Here is an 18,764-nt window from a genome sequence, read left to right on the forward strand (position 1 = left end):
TGCTCATGTCTACCGCCCGCGCACCTCGACAACCACGGATCGTCAGTCCCCCTTCACGGGTTGCCACCCCTACGGAGCCATCCGAGGCTTTGGTACGTACGCGGCGCTCTGTGACGTAGCCGCCCGCGAAAGAAACCCCAGCCAGGACTTCCCGATCAGTGGATCGACCGGCCCTGCACAGCGCCGCCGTCCTGCCCGACGGTGGAGGCAACCACACACCTCAGGAGTGGGCACATGCCACGCACAACCATCGACATCACCCTTCCCGGCCTGTCCGGCAAGCGCGCCGTCGTCACCGGAGCGAGCGACGGCATCGGACTCGGCCTCGCCACAAGGCTCGCGGCGGCCGGGGCCGAGGTGCTGCTGCCCGTACGCAATCCCCGCAAGGGCGAGGCCGCGATCCGCACGATCCGCCAGGCGGCCCCAGACGCGAAGGTGTCGCTGCGCGAACTCGACCTGTCCTCACTCGCCTCCGTGGCAGCCCTCGGCGCGACCCTGCGGGAAGAAGGCCGGCCGATCCACGTTCTCGTCAACAACGCCGGCGTCATGACCCCGCCCGACCGGCAGACGACCGCGGACGGGTTCGAGCTTCAGTTCGGCACCAACCACCTCGGTCATTTCGCCCTGGTGGCCCACCTGCTGCCGCTGCTGCGCGTCGGCCAGGCACGCGTGACCTCACAGATCAGCGTCGCGGCCCATCAGAACGCCATCAACTGGGACGACTTGAACTGGGAACGCTCCTACGACGGCATGAAGGCCTACAGCCAGTCCAAGATCGCGCTCGGTCTCTTCGGCCTCGAACTCGACCGGCGCAGTCAGGCCCATGGCTGGGGCATCACCAGCAACCTCGCCCACCCCGGGGTCGCTCCGACGAACCTGCTCGCCGCCCGCCCGGAGGTCGGCCGCGCCAAAGACACCATGGGTGTACGCCTGATCCGGGCTCTGTCTGCCCGCGGCATCATCGTCGGGACGGTCCACACCGCGAAACTCCCCGCCCTGTACGCCGCCACCTCACCCGACGCCGAGCGCGGCGGGTTCTACGGGCCGCGCGGACCCGGGCACATGGGCGGCCCTCCCGCAGAGCAAAAGCTCTACTCACGCCTTCGCAGCACCGAGGAAGCCCAGCGCGTCTGGCAGATCTCCGAAGAGCTCACGAGGGTTCCCTTCCTGGTCAGTTGAGAAGCTCGCCGCCGCTTCGTGCGTGGTTGCCGCGCCGGCTCATGCGTCCGGAGCGGGCTCGGTGGGGCCGTGCCAGTCCAGGATCATGACGGTGGCGTCGTCCTTGAGGTTGCCGCGGCAGGCGTCCAGGACCGCTGTCGTCAGGGTGCGAACGGCCTCCCGGGGATGCAAGGTGCGGGTCTCGCGCACCAGAGAGGCCAGATCGACGGCCGACGCCCCGCGTTCCTGCATGCCGTCGGTGAGCAGGACCAGGCGGTCACCCGGGCTCAACTGAAGCTCCTGCAGCCGGTACGGGGCGGGAGACGCCACCCCGAACGGCAGGTTGATGGCCAGCTCGACCTCCTCGACCTCCGCGGAACCTGCCCGTAGGCGCAGGGGCCAGGGATGCCCCGCGTTGATCAGTTCGCAGGTGCCCGTCTCGAGGCGGACGCAGAGCAGTTGCCCGGTGGCGAGCCCGCGGTTGTGGGCCAGCAAGGCCTCATGGGCGCGACGGGCTTGTTCCAGCGCGTCGCAACCGGAGCGGCGGGCACCGCGCAACGCGGCCATCACCAACGTGGCCAGCAGAGCGGAGTCGGTGTCGTGGCCCATGGCATCGGTGATGGACAGATGCAGCGCGTCGTGGTCGAGCGTGTAGTCGTAGGTGTCCCCACCGATGTCGTCGGCCGGGACCAGCCCCGCGGCGAGGGTGAACTGTGGTGCTTCGCAGCAAGAGGCCGAGGGCAGCAGCTGGTGCTGGATCTCGGCGGCCAGACTGGTCCGGGTGGTGCGCCGGCCCGCGTGATAGAGGTCCGTGAAGCGGCGGTCCGTGACGATGATGTAAGCCAGTGCGTGAGCTGCTTCGCGGATCTGTCCGAGCACGACGTCGTCGGCGTACTGCAGGCTCACCTCCAGCACGCCGATGCAGTCGCCGCGGTTGGTCACCGGCGAGATCACGCGCCGTCCGCCCTGACGGTCCGGCTCCACATGCTGGCGCTGGTCGCGCAGCACCGCCTCGTAGACGCTGCCCCGCAAATCGAGCCGCTCCGCGGCATCCGTCGCCTCTCCCTCGGCGGGCGCGCTCAGGCGCAGGAGCTGCTGCTCCATGAGATCGACGAACAAGAACGACACACGGTCCGCCCCGAACCGCTTGCGCAGATCGTGCGCTATGACACCGACGGACTCCCCGGGCGGCGCTGACTCCGCGGCGGCCAAAAGCTCGCCCAGTTCCAGATCTCTACCATCCATGGCAACCTCCATCGTCTAGTCGCCACTCCTTCCCCGGGATTGGCTGATCTCACCCAGGAAGTTCGTCACGCCCCGACCGCTGCCCTGTTCCGTCCGGCCGGTCCCGCGGCGTGGCGTGCGGGGTGCGCCCGCAGTGCATCTGACGCGGTGACCTGCTGTTTTGCCCCCGAAATTGGCCAGAGAGGCGTGCGTGTCGGCGCTTGGTCAGGAGGAGGTGAGGCTCACACATCCAGTGCATGGGGCTGTCGGCCGTGGGCTGCCGGTTCAACCAAACCGGTTGGCGAAGCCGAACGGGGGTACGTGCTTTCGATCGAGGTGCGGACGAACAGACACTCGAAGCGTGATTGCTCTCGCCTTGCTGACGACGGCACTCGAGAGCAATCACACGCGGCTTCGCCTACGCCCTCATGAACGTGCCTCGTCGGCCACCGCGCCGGAGTGCGCCGTGGATGCCCCGTACGCGGATCGGGTCCGCGTGCCCCAGCGTTCAAGCGGCGGGCCGACCGCGCCCACGGCTGCGAAGAACAGGCCGAGGAACAGCCAGCCGGTCGTGCCGTACCCCAGCACGAGGGTGGTGAGGACGGCGGGGGCCAGCGCCTGGCCCGCGCTGAAGCCGAGACCGAGAAGTCCTTGGTACTGGCCCTGGGCATGGTCGGGCGCAAGGCCGAATCCGAGGGCGAATCCGGCCGAGGACTCCCAGATCTCCCCGAGGCTGTGGACGCAGATCGCCGCGACCGCCAGGCCGACGGCCACCCAGACGGGGGCGTGTGCGGTCAGTGCCATCAGCGGACAACTGACCAGGAAGAGGAGCCCCGCGGTGCGAAACGCCCGGCCGCCGTCGCGAGGGGTCTCGATGCGGGAACCAATTCTGGTCTGCAGCAGGACGCAGACGGCGGCGTTCAGCGCGGACACCGCGGGCACCGTCCAGCGTGGTGCGTCCGTGTGTTCCGAGATCCAGATCGGCAGCAGCAGGGACACCACCGGGTACTGCAGCCCCATGGCCCCGAAAAGGGCTGTGAACGCGACGAAGGGCCGGTCGCGGAGCGCGATCCAGCGGCGTTGCAGCGGCGGAGGCGCCAGCGCCTCGTAGTGGGGGAGCAGGAACAGGAGAAGGGCGCAGAGCGCGAAGCTGGCGGCGTTGCCAAGAATCAGCACCACGTAGGCGGTTCGGGTATTGGCTGCCACGGCGAGTCCGGCGCCGACGGTACCCAGGACGACGCCCAGGTTGACGTAGGTGCGCAGCTTGGCCCGGAAGAGCGCGGGTTGATCGGTTCCGACGCGTACGACGAGGGCTCCCCACGCCGCTCCTCCCGCGGACGCGGCCAGTTGGTCGATGGTGGCGATGGCCGCGAGGGCGGTCCAGCTCTCGACGAAGACGAGGGCGGACATCGCCGCCGCCTGAACGGCGAGAGCCAGCATCATGATGGTGCGAGGACCCCGACGATCGGCGAGGTGGCCTCCCGGGATCCCCGCGAGCAGGCCGATCAGTCCGGCGACGGTGAGGGCGAAGCCGACCTGCACTGCCGGGAGTTGCACGACCAAGGTGAAGTACAGCGCTGACGCGGTGTTGAAGAGGCCATTGCCGACCCGGTTCACGAAGCTGGCCAGGATCAGCACCCGTTCGGACCGGGTGTCTCCCGCCATGCGCGCTATTCGTCCGGCTGCGGCTGATCTCCCCGTGATCATGGGGCGCAGGTTAGCAGCGGCCGTACGAGGCCGTACGAGGCCGTACGGGGCCTCTGCGGACCGCGGGCACGAGCTGAGTCGCGAGGGGCCACCCGGAGTCCGTGCGAAGGAGGGCCGCCTACCCGATCGCGTCCTTCGCGGTCACTCGATCCCTAGGGGGCCGAAGCCCAGGTCCTCTCTCATGCGGCTGCGCATCTCCGCCATGGCCGTGCGACGCTGCTGGATGAAGGCCCTGTCCTCCGCGGACCCGATCTCGACCCCGCGCGCATAGGCGTCGCGCATCCGACGCAGGCTGTGGAACGCCTCGTTCCCGGCCGCCACCACGGCCGGCGAGCCCACGAGCCAGAGCTGCTCGCTGGCCGTGTGCAATCCCGTTCCCCGAAAGGCTTCACGCACCGCCGCATCGCGCGCTGACTCGGACATGTGATCGCCCAGGGCGACAGCACGTATCTCTTCCCCCGCGTCCTTGAGGGCGACGGCGTACTCGGTGTAGACACCACGCCGCACTTCCAAGGCGTGCTGCCCTTCCTCGCGACGCCACCGGCTGCGATCGGCGACGAGGGTGGCAGCGATGCCGATGACAGCGCCTGTCAGCGTGGAGAGCAGAGGCATCCAGTCCATGCGCCGCATGCTGTCACCTCAGTGGGCGTCGTCGGCTTTCGGTGCGCCAGGGACCCGGCGATCACCGCCGTTGCGGTCCTGCCACAGGCGGTAGACGTCGACGGCGCTTTCGCGCGGCTCGTGGCGCATCGGCAGCCGGCGCTCCTGCCAGGGTTTGGCGAACTCGTCGTAGAACGTGCTCAGTTCGAAGTACTTGCGGTCGTCGACGTAGTGCGGCTCATAGGCGTCGCGGGTCGTGACGAAGACGACCTCGTCGGGGGAGCAGTAGTAGAGCGCGCCCAGGCACATCGGGCACGGCTGGGCCAGGACGTAGATCGTGGTGCCGGTCAGGTGCTCGGTGCCGAGCCGCACGCACGCGTCCCGGATGGCCAGCACTTCGGCGTGCGCCGTGGGGTCGTGGGTCTGGGCGACCTGATTGCCGCGCTCCGCGATGATCTCGCCGTCCTTGACGATGACGGTGGCGAAGGGGCGCCCGCCGTCAAGGACGTTCGCGCGTGCCAGGTCGATCGTGCGCCGGACGAAGTCCATGAAGTGCCTCCGGTCGGTCGTTTCCGCTGCGTTCGGACACCCTCCAGTGTCGCTGATCTGCGTCTATAGCGTCCAAGACGCGCTGTGCATGCCTCCTATAGATGTGAGCTATAGGCGGCGTTACGCTTCCTGGCATGGCCCCTGTGGAACTGCGGCACCTGCGCTATCTCCTCGCCGTCGTCGAGCACGGCACCTTCACCCGGGCCGCCGAGGCGCTGCACGTGTCCCAGCCGACCTTGTCGCAACAGATCCGGGCGTTGGAGCGGACCGTCGGCCTGCCGTTGCTCGACCGGGCCGGGCGCACCGTGCGGCCCACGGACGCGGGCCAGGTGTACGTGGACCATGCGCGAAGAGCGCTGCGCGAACTGGCAGCCGCCGACCGGGCCGTGCAGGACGTACGGGACCTCTCGCGAGGGCAGCTGCGGCTCGGGGTCACCCCCACCTTCACCGCCTATCTCGTCGGACCGCTCGTTGCCGCCCTGCACGCACGGCATCCCGGGCTGGCCTTGACCGTCCGCGAAGGGACGCAGGAGCGCATCGGCGAGGCGCTGATCGCCGACGAGCTGGACGCGGGGATCGGCTTCACCGGTGATCCCGTGCCCGGCGTCGAGGCTGCGCCGCTGTTCGTCGAGTCGCTCGGCGTGGTCGCGGGCGCCGGGGAGGGTTCCGGACCGCTTTCGGCCGCCGAGCTGGCCGGGCGTGACCTGGCGCTGCTCGCCGGTGACTTCGCGACCCGGGCCCGGATCGACGCCTACTTCACCGAGCAGGGTGCGACGCCGCGGGTGGTCGTCGAGGTGGACTCGGCGCTGGCGCTGCTTGAGATCGTGCGCGCCGGGGGACTGACCGCCGTGCTGCCGGACGCCGTGACTCTGGACCGGCCGGGGCTGACACAGGTTCCCCTGTCACCGCCGCTGCCACCCCGTACGGCCGCGCTGCTGACCCGGACCGGCGCCTACCGTTCCGCGGCCGTGCACGCCTTCGTCGCGCTGCTGCGCGCGCAGGTGAGGGAGCGGGGACTGCCGCCTGTCGGGCCGCGCGAGGAGTGAGGTCGCGGCGGGAGGTTCCGCATGGGGCGAACTGGCCTCCGGCGCACGGTTGTTGACGCGATGGTCCTCGGCATGATGGGTGCCGTCCACGGTGAATTGACGTCGGCCATCGCCTCTCCGCGGTTCGTGGTGAAGGCTTAGCAAGGCACTGCCGGCAAGTCGCAGCCAGCCAGCAAGGCGCAGGAGTACCCGGCGAAGATGTATGTCGCGATATAGCGTTAGTCTTCTACGCGCGCGTCGCTCCCTGCGTCGCGCAAAGCGTTCGACAGGACCAGGACGGAAGCATGTCGGGAGAGAACCCGCCCACCGGTAAGCACGCCGACCCCGGCTCGTCGCCCGGGCTGCGGGCCTCGCATGCGGACCGGGACCGGGTGGTCGATGTGCTGCGTGTCGCGGCGGGGGACGGCCTCCTGACCGCGGAGGAGCTGGACGAGCGCCTGGAAACCGCGCTGTCGGCGCGGACTCTGGGTGAGCTGGCCGCGCTCACCACCGACTTGCCGCCCGTATCGGTTACGGAGGGGACGGCTGCGCATGCGGCTGCGGCTGAGGCCAAGGATGTCGTCCGGATCGAGCAGATTCACAGTGGTGCGGTAGAGCGCCGGGGGTGCTGGGTGGTGCCGCGGCGCCTGGAGCTCGCGGTCGTCTGGTGCGACGTGACGCTCGACTTCAGCGAAGCCGTGATCACGCAGGACACCCTTCGGATCGATGTGACCATGGCGGGGAAGAGTCTGACCCTGATCACAGGGCCGGGCATCGAGGTCGATGCCGACGGCCTGACCCTGGTGCACTGCAAGCTGGTGGACCACGCCACGCGGACGCCCCCGGGCGTGCCGACCAAGTTGCGCGTGGAACTGGTCGGTCAGAAGGCCCACGGCCGTGTGGTGGTGCGGCCCCCGCGCCGGACGTTCGGGCAGTGGTTGTTGCGTAGACCTGCGATTTCAGGCTGAGCGGTGCTTCGTCGAGAGGGCGGGTCTCGCCCGCGCCTCACATGCTCTCTTGTGGTTACTGAGGAACCATAGGAGAGTGGTGGGCGTCGATGTGGAAGAACGCACTTCTCGGTGACTGGGGAACACAATGGGCACCAAGCAGCAACTCAAGGGCCTGCCCGAGGACGCCGACCTGAGGCGCGCGGACTCGTTGGCGCGGGAGATCTTCTCGGACGTCGCCAACAAATGGGCGCTCCTGATCATCGAGGCGCTGGGCGAACGCACCCTGCGCTTCAGCGAGTTGCGCAACGAAGTCGAGGGCGTCAGCCACAAGATGCTCACCCAGAACCTGCGCATGCTGGAGCGCAACGGACTGGTCAGCCGGAAGGTGTACCCCACCGTGCCTCCCCGAGTCGAGTACACCCTCACCGAGCCGGGCCGCGGCCTGCGCGCCGCGGTCGATGCCCTCTGCGACTGGACCCATCAGTACCTCGGGCACATCGAGGACGCGCGCCATCGCTTCGGTGCCTGACGGACACGCACCAGCGTGCCGCCCTGTCCAAGGGCTCGCCCCAACCACTGGCGCTTGAAGGCTCATTGGCCGAGGCTGCCCCGGCACAACGCCACCGTGGCGGGGTCCGTGACACCTTCGGCCATGTCGCACACGATCTTGGCGTCGTAGGTCTTCCGTTGACGCGGGGGACGGGGCGCCACCGGTTTGGGGCGCCGCTCGGGCCGTTGTGTCACGGGCTGGGGCCGCGGCGTTGACGCTCGCTGTACCGGTGTACGGGGAGGGGCTGGAGGCCGGGGTTCACGGTCGGCGGCCGCTGCGCTGCGGCGCGGCGTCGGCTCCGCGTCCTTCCTGTCCTCCTTGCTCTTCGGCCTGCCCGTGCCGCTCTTCACCAGCGCGTCACGGGCCGCGGGCTCGGTGGCGGGCGCGTGAGCCTCCCGCGAAACCGGCGCCTGCCCACCCGCGGGCTTCAGGGACGGAGGGAGACGCGGCGCCACGGAGGTGCATCCCGCGGTACTCAGCAGGACCAGAACGACGAGCGTGACGAGGCGGCGGCGCATCGGGCCACTGTCCCCCAGCGGAAAGCCCGCGCGCAGCCGCCTGCGGCCGAACCACCGGAGTGAGTGACGGGGACGCCGTGCGTTGAAATGCATCGGTCCCGGCGACGGCTCATCGAAGCGTGCGAGTGGCTGTGCGCAGCTTCTTCGCGCATGGCCGGTGGCCGTTCACTGATCCTTCGGTTCGAATGCCTGGGCGACGGCAAGGCTGTCCTCGTAGACGTGGTGCCGGGTGACAAGACCGTCTTCGACGGTGAGATGCAGCGCGAACCGCGCCTTGTAGGCACGTCCGGTGGGCCGGGCAGTCTGACGAATCTCGCCCAGCACGACCGCGTCGCTTCCGTCGACAAGGATGCGCTCGACCTCAGTGGCCGCATGCTCCGGCACGTGGTTCTCGGCCAGCTCGCGGTAGTGGGCGGCCGCGTCGGCCCGGGTGGAGCGGTGACGGATCCACGGTGTGGCGGTACGGCCGTGCTCGGACTCCGGCCAGTCCAGCTTCCAATCACCCTGCTCGGCATACAGATCGGCGATGCGCTCGGGGTTTCCCTCGCCAATTCTGCGCAGCAACTCCTGCACCACAGCACGCGTGTTGGTGGATGTGGCTATGGACATGGCCGACCTCTCCGTCCTGGTCCGCGTCCTCCGACGCGAAGAGATCACCAACCCTGCCAGCGTGGGCGCGCCGGGACGATTACCTCAGACGTAATGGGGGCGGCGGATCACCAAGATCCACTTTCGGTCAACGGCCTGGCGTCCGCTCAGCCTTCCGCATCGGTCTCCGTCGCTTCGCGTGCCGTGGCGAGGGCCCGCTGCCTGATGTCGCCGAACAGCTGGATCATGGTGGCGGCCAGGACATCGTTCCTGTCGATGGTCCGCCCGCCCTTTGTGCAGGTGGGCAGGGCCGGGACGGACTCCGGAACAGACGGGCGCGTCTCAGTCGGTTCGCCCGGCATCGTCAGGGTGACCGTGCCGAACCGTGTGATGCCGCCCTCCCGCACGACCAAGGCAGCGTCCCGGGCGAGGTCCGTCAGGAACACGCTCGCGAGCCCGTCCAGATCGCGGAGCATCGCCGGGACAGCAGCCGTACCCCGGTGGCGCAGCAGCTTCCTGATCCCGGCCTCGAACCTGTGGGCGCCCACCATGGCACTGGGCTTGCGGGACCTGCTGCGCTTGGGAGCCTGTACGGCGACACCCTCGGCGTCGTACACCACGCCGGTCAGCCCCTTGAAGGTAGGGCTGTGGCGATACCAGATTTCTCCCACCTCCAGCTCGACGTCCCGGCCGATGGCTGTCACAAGGTCCTTGGGCAGCAGCTTCTTTCGGGCCTCCTCCTCCGCCGCTCGCCGCGCGCCGTCAACGATGCCCGTCAGTACCGTCTGCGTCACCGACGCGGCAGCCCGCGCGGCCGAGCGCGAGACGTGCAGAGGGGTGACGTCCCTGAACACCGCCTTCACGAGGGAAGCCTTGAACACTGGAACGTGCATGCCTGCGGCGGACGCGGAACCGGTGCGCTCGGGGCGTATGGACTGTGCAAGCTGTGTGGGCTGTGCGGGTGGTGCGGGCATAGGAAAGGGCGCTCCTTGCTGTCGGTATGCATCGGGGCCCGCCTCGCCGCGCGGGCCCGCTCTCTTGCGCCGTCCTCCGTCGATGCCGTACGCGATCACGGGGCTGACGGGCACTGGCGCAGATCCACCACCGTATGTCGTCCATCAGTCGGCGCAGGCCAACTCCTGCGGGCACCCACCGCCGCAAAGCCGTGCAACAACCCTGCTATCGGGTCGAGTTCCGCCCACCGCGGCCATGATTCGGGTGACCGATAGGCTGATCTTCATGGAGACCGAGAGGGCCGGGGAGCCGGCGGGTGTGGTGTGTCCCGGGTGCGGCGGTGTCGAGGTGCGGACCGTTGAGGAGGCGCGCGGCGGCAAGGGCGCGATGCGTGAGGACCTGCACGGGCGGTTGGAACCGGGGCCGAACAAATCCGGCGACGGATGCCTGCACTTCGTAGAAGGCATGGTACTGACCGGCTTGGGCATCGCCCTTGCTTACATGGGCGTCGAGGAGGACAAACCGCTGTACACGGTCGGCGGTGTCGTCCTCGCGTTGATCTGTCTCTTCGGTACCTTCGCGGTCGTGCGCAGCGACGGGCGTGAGAAGTTCGCCGCAGAGGCAGGCCAAGCTCGTGCGGAACGCCTGTGGAAGCCCGCACGTTACTGCTACGGCTGCACCTCGGTGTTCTGCCCCGGCGGCACCCCGTGGCAGGGAGTGCTCACCCCGGAACAGTTCAAGAAGCTGGTGTGGACCGAAGCGGGTTACGCCGATCAACTCCAGCCGGGAGACAAGGCGAAGGACGCGGAGCTGCCTGCGAACGTACTGCAGGAACGGTCGTAGGGGCCCGACAGGGCCCGACAGCTCCGGCTGAACGCACGAGCATCAGTGGGGGGGATGAGGGGTGGGCCTTCACGTACGCACGAGCGTGACCGTCCCTGTCGCGGCGATCCGTCCGGCGACGCTGACGAGGACACGCGTGCCGCCGGTCTCCGTTGCCACGTCGATCTCAGCTCCACGCAGTGGTACCGGCGCATGCACCTGCATGCGCAGCCCCGTCACGGCTGCCGCCGTCATCCCCGAGTTGAGCAGCGTTGCTTGGCGCCCCGCTTCCAGCACGGCAAGGACGGGGAGCGTAGTGGGCCGGCCGGGCAGCAGTACGGGATGGCGGGGGTCTCGTGGTGCGATCAGCACCCTTCCTTGTGGTGCCCGCGCCAGCATGACGTCGAGATCGGCCGCAGCCCCCACCGCGGCGCCCGCGGGGGAGAGGAGTGCGGGAAGGACCCTGTCGTCCCCGTGGGCCGGGCTTGCAGGGGACGGACGTGCGAACTGCATGGTGCACGACGCGAACGGCTTCCCGCCGTGCAGGTACTCGGCCGTGAGCCGGTAGCGGGCGAGCGGGCCGGCCTGCGGCGCGCGGTCACTCAAGACGAGGCGGACCGCCACATCGGTGGCACTGCCGTGCTCGGTCGGCCGTACACGGGGATTCAGGCCAAGGCTCACCGAGAGGGGATCGAGCGGAGGCAGGCCCGTTGACGGCAGGTGTCGGCGTTCAAGGGTCAGGGCGAGCTGCCGGGTGGTTTCCACCACGATCAGCGGATGGTGCGCTACGGGCACGGCGCGCTCGTTGAGCGGATGGAGCCGGGGCCACTGGCAGCGGGCCGCGAAACTGCGGCTTCCCTGCTTGCGCAGGGACACGACCAGCATCAACGCCATCGCGTCGAGTCCGATCGAACTCCAGGTGAGGGGAGCATCCGGTGCGTGGGGCTCTTGCCACCAGGGGACACGGGCGCCGCTGTCATCCGGCCGCTGATCGGCAGTGTGCGCCCCGTCCAACGCCACACCACGCATGTGCTTCTCCTGCCGATGAGGCCTGACCAGCCGACGCGACCGATTCGCACGCAGAGGCGCCGACGGATGCAGCTTTTTCCCCGGACCCCCCATTCAGCGGCAGAGACGCAGCCACAACTCACGGCTCGCAGATCGCGACTCGAGGCTCGCAACTCGCGGTTTGACACTCACTGCTCGCAGAGAGCGAGGAGTGCGGTGACGGCTTCGTTGAGTCGGTGGGGGCGCAGGGTGCCCGCGAGGTGTGGTCCTGCCCAGCCGGGGCCGGCCACCATGACGGCTGACTGCGTACGGGCTCCGGGAACGCCCCATTGCAGCGAGCTGACATGCTGGGCGAGGGGGCGGCTTGCGGTGCCGTAGGACTGCGCCCACAGGACGACCGCGGCGGGACCGATGCGGCGTACGGCCTGGTCGAGCGCCTCGGCCGGCACCGAAGACCCGAACATGCTCACCGGAACGCCGCGTTCCGACAGGGCCGCCGCGAGGGCTTCCAACGGCAGGGTGTGCGCCTCGCCCGGCACGCAGGCGAGGAGTATGGGTGAGGTCGGGGCCCCGGCCTCGCGCTGCATCGCGCCGTAAGGTTTCGTCACGCGCCGCAGAGCCGTCGACACATGCCACGACAGCAGATGCTCGACCTCGACATAACGCTCGCCGGAGGTCTCCCATTTACGGCCGACCGCATGCAGGGCAGGCATGATCACCTCGTCCCACGCGGGGATCAGCCCCAACTGCGCGATGGCCGTACTGAGCAGGCTTTCGACTGCGGGGGAGTCGAGCCTCAGCGCCGCACGGCTCAGCCCGCGCAGGTGCTGGCGGGCCTGGCCGGGCGAAGCAGGCCGCTGGAGCGGCGCGGGCCGGCCGCTCGGATCAGGGGCCGCGGGTTCCAACTGGCCCGAAGGAGCTACGGAGATCTGCAGGGCGGCCCGAGCGGCTTCGGACGGTGGTACGCCCGTACTGGTGAGCCGGCACATGTGCTCCAGGACCGCTATGTCCTCGCACGTCCAGCGACGATGGCGCCCGCTCTGGTGGCCGGCGGGGCCGACGCCGTAGCGCTGGCCCCATGAACGCAGTGTCGTCGGCGCCACGCCGAATCGTCTGGCGACAGCCCCGGTGCTCAGGCCCGCCACGGCCAGTAGGGGGCGCTGCAGCTCGGAGTCCCTCATGGGTTCACCGTACGACGCAAGACCGACGCATGTTGCGCGGCCCGGCGCGTGATCGCGAGTCTTGGCCCGTCACAGCGCGCAAGGCGCTTGGTGGAACTGAGCTGCGGTGAGCTCTCGCAGCCCCGCCGAGCCGACTGGACCGAGCTCACCGGGGCGCCAGGTCCGGCAGGAGGAAACCCCATGGCGGTGAACGCGGCACCCGTTTCCACAGCGGTCCCATTGCATGTGCCGGCCGAGGAGAGCCAGGACGCCGCGGATATCGCGGCCGGGTTCGTCCGCGGCGACGAACGCTGTGTCGCAGCGCTCTATCAGCGCTGGGGCGCCCTGGTGCACACGCTCGCCGCGCGTGCGCTGGGCGATGCCCGTGAGGCGGAAGACGTCACGCAGCAGGTCTTCCTCGCCGCGTGGCGCGGCCGGGCGGGCTACCGGCCCGACCGAGGGCCTCTCTCGGCATGGCTTGTGGGCATCACCCGCCGGAAGACGGCGGATGCGCTGACGGCCCGCACCCGCCGTCTCGCGCTCACTACGGCCGCAGGTGTGCAGGGCGAGACGGGGGTGCTGCCGATGCACGATCACCCGGAAGCCGCGCTGGACAGGGTGCTCATCGTGCAGGAGCTCGGCAAACTGCCACCGGTGCAGCGGCTCATGCTGGGCCTGGCGTTCTACCAAGACCTCACCCAGGTGCAGATCGCCCAGCACACGGGCCTTCCTCTGGGCACCGTCAAGAGCCACATCCGCAGGGGCCTGCACCGGCTGAGGCACACCCTCGAAGGTGAAGAGGATCCGGTGGACGGATAGCGCCTCTGGTGCAGAGGCGCAGAAGCGACGCGATTTCGGTGCGATGGCAGAGTCTTCGCGAGCGGCCAGAAACATCTCCCGCACCCGCACCCGCACCTGTTCTCACACCCGCATCCACACCCGCACCCGCACCCGCACCCGCACCCGCTTTCAGTTTCGCGTCCGCATCCGGCAACGTGCCCTCGCGAGAAGTAGTCCGAGATCTGAGGTGCCGGGCGGCTTGAGCGAGGCGGGAGGTGCGCGATCGTGAAGCACATTGACTCATCGGACCTCGCTGAACTCGCTCTCGCAGAGGCCGATGCGGCGCGGTCCGGTCCCGTCGGCGCCCACCTTCGCCAGTGCGGCGCGTGCCGGGCGCATCTCGATGCGCTGCGCCGGGTCGTCGACGCGGCGCGGTCCGTTTCCCCGGCCGACGTACCGACGCCGCCACCCCAACGCGTCTGGCAGGCCATCTCGGCGGAGTTGACCGACGACCTGGGCGGCACCTCGCAGCCGCGCCCGCTGCAGTCCGCCACCGCGCAGGGCACCGTACGGCGGGAGCCGACCCCCGGGGACGGTGGGTCCGGGCCCAAACACGCCCCTTCGGTGCGTCACGCCGGACGCAGGTCCGCGCTGCTGCTCGCGGCGGCCTGTCTGCTGGTCGGCGCCGCGCTGGGGAGCGCGGCCACCCGGTGGCAGCTGCAGGCGCCGGTCCGGCAGGACAGCAGCGCAACCGCCCGCTCGGGCGCCGACGCCACGCTCGCTCCGCTGGCCGTTGACCGGGCCAGGGGAGTCGCACACCTCGTCGTGGACGGCAGCGCGCACAAAACTCTGCGCATCAAGGTGAAGGGGTTGCCCAGTACCGAGGGCTACTTCGAGGTGTGGTTGATGGACTCGACCCACAAGAAGCTCATCGCGGTCGGTGTCCTTGGGGCCGACGGGTCGGCCACACTGCCGCTTCCTCAGGGCGTGAACCTGTCCGGCTACCCCGTGGTGGACGTCTCCGACCAGGCGTACGACGGAGATCCCGCGCACTCCGGTAAGAGCGTCGTCCGCGGGGCGTTATGAGGTGCTGGCTTTCGTAAGTACCCATGTCTGTGCATCCAACGGCTCCCTTCGTAGGGAATGCTGGCTGCAAGGGCCGACGCACGGGCAATGTACGAGGGGCGGCATGGACGACGCGGAGATCGCCATCGTGGGCGCGGGCGCGGCCGGGCTGTCCCTGGCCTACCGGCTGTGCGCCCACCCTCCTGCGGGCACCGGCCATCCCACTAACACCACCCCTTCCGCACGCGCCACCGCTCTCGCACGCGACAGGCCTTCGATCGTTCTCATCGATGCCCCGCGCGGCCCGCTGAGGCCCCCCGAGCGGACCTGGTGTTTCTGGGAGGGGAGCGAGGGCGAGTTCGACGCGTCGCTGTCCGGCGTGTGGGACACCCTGCGGGTACGCGCCCCCGACGGAACATCCGTGATCGGCTCTCCGGCGCCGCTGCGCTACAAGATGCTCCGCTCCAGCTCCTTCGAGGAACTGGTCGCGGCGCGACTCGACCATGACAGCCGGGTGCGGCGCGTGGAGGCCGAGGTCAAGGAGGTGCGTGACCTGCCGCAGGGTGCGGAGGTGCGCGCCACCACGCCGCAGGGCGAGTCGTTGGCCCTGCGCGCCCGGTGGGTGTTCGACTCACGCCCGCTCACGACGTTGCCGCCCGCAAGGACCACGCTGCTGCAGCACTTTCGCGGCTGGTTCATCCGCACCGACCGACCGGTCTTCGAAGCCGGCCTGGCCGACCTGATGGACTTTCGCACCCCGCAGCCCGCGCACGGCCTCTCCTTCGCGTACGTGCTGCCCATGACTCCGTACGACGCCCTGGTCGAGTACACGGAGTTCTCCGGCGCCGTGCTCGATGAGCAGGCCTACGACGAAGCGCTGCGCCTGCACGTCAAGAAGCAACTTGGCCTGGAACGTTACGAGGTCAGGAGTGTCGAGCAGGGCGTCATCCCCATGACCGACGCGCGCTTTCCCCGTCGCTCAGGCCGGTCGGTCTTCCGCATCGGCACGGCCGGCGGGGCGACACGCCCGTCCACCGGCTACACCTTCGCGGCGGTGCAACGACAGACGTCCGCCATCGCGGCCGCCTACCACCTCGGGCGTACGCCCGAGCCCCCGCCCGTCCACGCCAGACGCTCGCTGGCCATGGACTCCGTCATGCTGCGGGCCCTGGACACCGGACGTGTGGACGGGGCCGCGTTCTTCGCCGGACTGTTCGACAAGGTGCCCATGCGACGGCTGCTGCGTTTTCTCGACGGACGTACCCGCTGGGACGAGGACTTCAGGATCGGTCTGCGTACGCCCGTCCTGCCCATGCTGCGTACGGTCGCGGAGCTGCCGTGGCTGCCCCGGCACCACCAGACGCACCCCCTGCCGCAGCGCCGAACGTCGTGACCGGCGACCGACACAGACGTGACAGGCAACAACCCGAAGGAGAAGCCGAGATGACGCTGCTGCGCGACGACGAACTGTCCGCCGCGTTCGACCATGCCGCTCACACCTACGACCGGCTGGTGTCCGCCAATCCCGGCTACCACGCCCATCTGCGACGCTCCGCCCGACGCCTGGGACTGGCGAACGAGGGCGCGGGCCTGCGCGTGCTCGACCTGGGATGCGGCACCGGTGCGTCGACGGCCGCCCTCCTGCACGCGGCACCGCGGGCCGAGATCGTCGCGGTGGACGCCTCGCAGGGCATGCTGGACCGCGCCGCGGCCAAGCCCTGGCCCCCAGGTGTGCGTTTCGTGCACGCGCCGGCCGAGCAGCTTGACCGGGCCGGGGTCGAGGGCCCCTTCGACGCGGTCTTCGCGGCCTACCTGTTCCGCAATCTCGATGATCCGGATGCCCTGCTGACCTCCCTGCGTGAACTCCTCGCCCCGCACGGCCGGTTGGGCGTGCACGAGTACACGCTCGGCGGCCGGGCACTGGACCGCGCGGTGTGGACCGCGGTGTGCAAGGGCGTGGTCCTTCCCGCCGGCACGGTGGCCGGCGACCGCCGCCTCTACCGGCACCTGTTTCGCAGCGTCGTCGAATTCGACACGGCGGCGGCCTTCGCCGCACGGGTACGGCGGGCGGGCTTTCGCCAGGTGCGTGTGCTGCCGATGCCGGGCTGGCAGACGGGCATCGTGCACACCGTGGTCGCTGCGGCCCCGGGCGCCGCGCGGTGAACGGACGCGACACGGTAAACGGGGGTGCGACGCGGCACGGGCGTGACCGGCGTGCGCGTGTGGTGCCGGGCCCGACGGGAGCGGCGCGCGTCTCCGGCGAGGCGCGCAACGTAGCGGTCATCGGCGGGGGCATCGCCGGTCTGGCCGCGGCAACCGCACTGGCGGAGAGGGGCGTTGAGGTAACGCTCTACGAGCGGGACGATCAGCTGGGGGGCCGGCTCGCGGGATGGTCCACGGAACTGGCCGACGGTTCCACGGTCACGATGAGCCGCGGGTTTCACGCCTTCTTCCGCCAGTACTACAACCTGCGTGGGCTCCTGCGTCGTGCGGATCCCGCCCTGAGCATGCTCTGGGGCCTGCCCGACTATCCGCTGCGGCACAGCGGCGGCCTGCAGGACAGCTTCGCGCGGGTGCCACGCACCCCGCCCTGGAGCGCGCTCGGCTTCGTGGCCCTGAGCCCCACCTTCGGCTGGCGTGACCTGACCCGGATGAGTCCGCGCTCCGCGTTGCCGCTGCTCGACGTACGCGTGCCCGACGTCTACCGGCGCTTCGACCACATCAGCGCCTGGGATCTGCTGGAACGCATCCGCTTCCCCCAGGCGGCCCACCACTTGGCCTTCGAGGTGTTCTCCCGCAGCTTCTTCGCCGATCCGCGGCAGTTGTCGGCGGCTGAACTCGCCCTGATGTTCCACATCTACTTCCTCGGCTCCAGCGAGGGGCTGCTGTTCGACGTGCCTCGCGAACCCTTCCCGGCCGCGTTGTGGGAACCGCTGGCCCGGTATCTGGCCGGTCACCGGGCCGACATCCGTACCGGCCAAGGCGTCGAGAGCATTGAGCCCGTGCGCCAAGGCGGCTTCCACGTCGTCACCCGGGACGGACACAAGCGGCATGACGCCGTCGTTCTGGCCCTGGACATCAAGGGGCTTCAGCAGGTGGTGGAACAGTCGCCAATGCTTGTCGACCGCGACTGGCGTGCACGGATCATGAGCCTGCGCACCGCGCCGCCCTTCCTCGTCTCCCGGCTCTGGCTCGACCGGCGCCCGGCGCCCGAGCGACCCGGCTTCCTGGGCACGAGCGGATACGGATCACTGGACAACGTCAGTGTGCTGGAGCGCTGGGAGAACGAGGCGGCCGCATGGTCGGCCCGTACGGGTGGCTCGGTCATCGAACTGCACGCCTACGCGGTGCACCCGGGAGCGGACCGGGCAGCGGAACAGCGCGATTTGTGGGCCCAGTTGCACCGGGTCTACCCGGAGATCCGTGACGCCAAGATCGTCGACGCACGGCATGAGTGGCGCGCCGACTGCCCGCTGTTCCCCGTCGGCGGATACCGGGACAGGCCCGCGGTGCGCACCTCGGACCCGGCCGTCACCCTCGCCGGAGACATCGTGCGCAGCGATTTGCCGGTGGCCTTGATGGAACGGGCGGCCACGACCGGCTTCCTCGCGGCGAACGCCCTGCTCGAACGCTGGGGCGTGGCCGGACAAACACTGTGGACCGTCCCGGACAAGGGCAGGACGATGGTGCTGAGGGCCTTCAACCAGTTGGCCGGTACGAGATGAGAGGTGCAGGTGGTGGCTCACACACCGGCTGAGCGTGTCCTGGCTCGCTCCTACAGCTCCGATGACGGTGCAACCCGATTCAACGTCACCGACTTGACGGTGGACCACCACCCGGATCGCAGCATCACGTTGACCTACCGACTCATCGTCGAGCGGAAGGGGCACGCGGAGGAGTGCTGGGTGTTCACGCTGCCGTGGAGCGACCGGTCCTTTGTGGACGTGTTCGCCTCGCCCGCCCCTGACCCCGAGCGTCTTCGCCACCTGGTGCAGCTGGTGCGTGGCCTGTTGGAAGAGTGGTGGGACACCAAGGGGCGCAACCGTCAGTTCGCGAAAATGGGGCGCCGGTGCACCTGACCTGTCTTCACGGGCAGGAGAAGGGGC

Annotated in this window: 19 protein-coding genes; 11 read left to right on the forward strand and 8 right to left on the reverse strand. The window is 69.6% G+C overall.

The features are described from left to right. Positions 1-234: 234 nt before the first annotated feature. Positions 235-1,179 carry an SDR family oxidoreductase gene (locus AB0M70_RS39630; protein ID WP_365828254.1) on the forward strand — a complete coding sequence of 315 codons (945 nt, stop codon included), beginning with the start codon at positions 235-237 and terminating at the stop codon, positions 1,177-1,179. Positions 1,180-1,218: 39 nt separating this feature from the next. Here the strand turns inward: AB0M70_RS39630 and AB0M70_RS39635 are convergent, their stop codons facing one another. The 4 genes from AB0M70_RS39635 to AB0M70_RS39650 all read right to left on the reverse strand — a co-directional run bounded on the left by AB0M70_RS39635 (position 1,219) and on the right by AB0M70_RS39650 (position 5,238). After that, complete coding sequence (locus AB0M70_RS39635) at positions 1,219-2,403, reverse strand: PP2C family protein-serine/threonine phosphatase (RefSeq protein WP_365828256.1); 1,185 nt, start codon at positions 2,401-2,403, stop codon at positions 1,219-1,221. 405 nt (positions 2,404-2,808) lie between these two features. Beyond that, entirely contained in the window at positions 2,809-4,047 is a 1,239-nt protein-coding gene (locus tag AB0M70_RS39640) for an MFS transporter (protein ID WP_365828258.1), read from the reverse strand. Between the two features lie 183 nt (positions 4,048-4,230). Beyond that, on the reverse strand, positions 4,231-4,710 hold the full coding sequence (locus tag AB0M70_RS39645; RefSeq protein WP_365828260.1) for a hypothetical protein: 480 nt from the start codon (positions 4,708-4,710) through the stop codon (positions 4,231-4,233). Positions 4,711-4,728: 18 nt separating this feature from the next. Then, entirely contained in the window at positions 4,729-5,238 is a 510-nt protein-coding gene (locus tag AB0M70_RS39650; RefSeq protein WP_365828262.1) for a nucleoside deaminase, read from the reverse strand. 134 nt (positions 5,239-5,372) lie between these two features. Here AB0M70_RS39650 and cynR point away from each other — a divergent pair, with 134 nt between their 5' ends. From cynR to AB0M70_RS39665, 3 genes are all read left to right on the forward strand, one after another. Further along, positions 5,373-6,284 carry a transcriptional regulator CynR gene (gene cynR / locus AB0M70_RS39655; RefSeq protein ID WP_365828264.1) on the forward strand — a complete coding sequence of 304 codons (912 nt, stop codon included), beginning with the start codon at positions 5,373-5,375 and terminating at the stop codon, positions 6,282-6,284. 284 nt (positions 6,285-6,568) lie between these two features. After that, complete coding sequence (locus AB0M70_RS39660; RefSeq protein WP_365828266.1) at positions 6,569-7,231, forward strand: DUF1707 domain-containing protein; 663 nt, start codon at positions 6,569-6,571, stop codon at positions 7,229-7,231. Between the two features lie 127 nt (positions 7,232-7,358). Further along, on the forward strand, positions 7,359-7,742 hold the full coding sequence (locus AB0M70_RS39665) for a helix-turn-helix domain-containing protein (RefSeq protein WP_365828268.1): 384 nt from the start codon (positions 7,359-7,361) through the stop codon (positions 7,740-7,742). A gap of 704 nt (positions 7,743-8,446) precedes the next feature. Here the strand turns inward: AB0M70_RS39665 and AB0M70_RS39670 are convergent. Continuing rightward, complete coding sequence (locus tag AB0M70_RS39670) at positions 8,447-8,890, reverse strand: nuclear transport factor 2 family protein (RefSeq protein WP_365828270.1); 444 nt, start codon at positions 8,888-8,890, stop codon at positions 8,447-8,449. A gap of 146 nt (positions 8,891-9,036) precedes the next feature. Continuing rightward, complete coding sequence (locus AB0M70_RS39675; protein WP_365828272.1) at positions 9,037-9,762, reverse strand: hypothetical protein; 726 nt, start codon at positions 9,760-9,762, stop codon at positions 9,037-9,039. 346 nt (positions 9,763-10,108) lie between these two features. On the opposite strand from AB0M70_RS39675, the gene AB0M70_RS39680 reads away from it, so the two are divergent. Further along, entirely contained in the window at positions 10,109-10,666 is a 558-nt protein-coding gene (locus AB0M70_RS39680; RefSeq protein WP_365828274.1) for a hypothetical protein, read from the forward strand. Between the two features lie 69 nt (positions 10,667-10,735). On the opposite strand, the gene AB0M70_RS39685 is transcribed toward AB0M70_RS39680, so the two are convergent. After that, on the reverse strand, positions 10,736-11,674 hold the full coding sequence (locus AB0M70_RS39685; RefSeq protein ID WP_365828276.1) for a hypothetical protein: 939 nt from the start codon (positions 11,672-11,674) through the stop codon (positions 10,736-10,738). Positions 11,675-11,841: 167 nt separating this feature from the next. Then, a complete protein-coding gene (locus tag AB0M70_RS39690) occupies positions 11,842-12,834 on the reverse strand; it encodes a B12-binding domain-containing protein (RefSeq protein ID WP_365828278.1) in 993 nt (330 codons plus the stop codon). A 180-nt stretch (positions 12,835-13,014) separates the two neighbouring features. Here AB0M70_RS39690 and AB0M70_RS39695 point away from each other — a divergent pair, with 180 nt between their 5' ends. The 6 genes from AB0M70_RS39695 (at position 13,015) to AB0M70_RS39720 (ending at position 18,737) form a co-directional block, all read left to right on the forward strand. Further along, positions 13,015-13,632, forward strand: coding sequence for a sigma-70 family RNA polymerase sigma factor (locus tag AB0M70_RS39695; protein ID WP_365828280.1), 618 nt, complete (start codon positions 13,015-13,017; stop codon positions 13,630-13,632). 246 nt (positions 13,633-13,878) lie between these two features. After that, positions 13,879-14,679, forward strand: coding sequence for an anti-sigma factor (locus AB0M70_RS39700; RefSeq protein WP_365828282.1), 801 nt, complete (start codon positions 13,879-13,881; stop codon positions 14,677-14,679). A gap of 103 nt (positions 14,680-14,782) precedes the next feature. Beyond that, positions 14,783-16,051 (forward strand): lycopene cyclase family protein, encoded by a 1,269-nt coding sequence (locus AB0M70_RS39705; protein ID WP_365828284.1) that lies wholly within the window; start codon positions 14,783-14,785, stop codon positions 16,049-16,051. Between the two features lie 50 nt (positions 16,052-16,101). Continuing rightward, entirely contained in the window at positions 16,102-16,821 is a 720-nt protein-coding gene (locus AB0M70_RS39710) for a methyltransferase domain-containing protein (RefSeq protein ID WP_365828286.1), read from the forward strand. Then, positions 16,818-18,383 (forward strand): FAD-dependent oxidoreductase, encoded by a 1,566-nt coding sequence (locus AB0M70_RS39715; protein ID WP_365828288.1) that lies wholly within the window; start codon positions 16,818-16,820, stop codon positions 18,381-18,383. The genes AB0M70_RS39710 and AB0M70_RS39715 overlap by 4 nt, the downstream gene beginning before the upstream one ends. A 93-nt stretch (positions 18,384-18,476) precedes the next feature. Continuing rightward, positions 18,477-18,737, forward strand: a complete 261-nt coding sequence (locus AB0M70_RS39720) for a hypothetical protein (protein WP_365828290.1) — start codon at positions 18,477-18,479, stop codon at positions 18,735-18,737. Positions 18,738-18,764 lie beyond the last annotated feature (27 nt).

It is taken from the genome of Streptomyces sp. NPDC051214 (assembly GCF_040682375.1).
GTDB lineage: Bacteria > Actinomycetota > Actinomycetes > Streptomycetales > Streptomycetaceae > Streptomyces.

Coding starts and splice junctions, on each gene's coding strand:
- AB0M70_RS39695 (WP_365828280.1), top strand. CDS start 13,015: ATGGCGGTGAACGCGGCACCCGTTTCCACAGCGGTCCCATTGCATGTG.
- AB0M70_RS39650 (WP_365828262.1), bottom strand. CDS start 5,238: ATGGACTTCGTCCGGCGCACGATCGACCTGGCACGCGCGAACGTCCTT.
- AB0M70_RS39710 (WP_365828286.1), top strand. CDS start 16,102: ATGACGCTGCTGCGCGACGACGAACTGTCCGCCGCGTTCGACCATGCC.
- cynR (WP_365828264.1), top strand. CDS start 5,373: ATGGCCCCTGTGGAACTGCGGCACCTGCGCTATCTCCTCGCCGTCGTC.
- AB0M70_RS39630 (WP_365828254.1), top strand. CDS start 235: ATGCCACGCACAACCATCGACATCACCCTTCCCGGCCTGTCCGGCAAG.
- AB0M70_RS39705 (WP_365828284.1), top strand. CDS start 14,783: ATGGACGACGCGGAGATCGCCATCGTGGGCGCGGGCGCGGCCGGGCTG.
- AB0M70_RS39640 (WP_365828258.1), bottom strand. CDS start 4,047: ATGGCGGGAGACACCCGGTCCGAACGGGTGCTGATCCTGGCCAGCTTC.
- AB0M70_RS39645 (WP_365828260.1), bottom strand. CDS start 4,710: ATGGACTGGATGCCTCTGCTCTCCACGCTGACAGGCGCTGTCATCGGC.
- AB0M70_RS39685 (WP_365828276.1), bottom strand. CDS start 11,674: ATGCGTGGTGTGGCGTTGGACGGGGCGCACACTGCCGATCAGCGGCCG.
- AB0M70_RS39675 (WP_365828272.1), bottom strand. CDS start 9,762: ATGCACGTTCCAGTGTTCAAGGCTTCCCTCGTGAAGGCGGTGTTCAGG.
- AB0M70_RS39670 (WP_365828270.1), bottom strand. CDS start 8,890: ATGTCCATAGCCACATCCACCAACACGCGTGCTGTGGTGCAGGAGTTG.
- AB0M70_RS39690 (WP_365828278.1), bottom strand. CDS start 12,834: ATGAGGGACTCCGAGCTGCAGCGCCCCCTACTGGCCGTGGCGGGCCTG.
- AB0M70_RS39665 (WP_365828268.1), top strand. CDS start 7,359: ATGGGCACCAAGCAGCAACTCAAGGGCCTGCCCGAGGACGCCGACCTG.
- AB0M70_RS39660 (WP_365828266.1), top strand. CDS start 6,569: ATGTCGGGAGAGAACCCGCCCACCGGTAAGCACGCCGACCCCGGCTCG.
- AB0M70_RS39680 (WP_365828274.1), top strand. CDS start 10,109: ATGGAGACCGAGAGGGCCGGGGAGCCGGCGGGTGTGGTGTGTCCCGGG.
- AB0M70_RS39635 (WP_365828256.1), bottom strand. CDS start 2,403: ATGGATGGTAGAGATCTGGAACTGGGCGAGCTTTTGGCCGCCGCGGAG.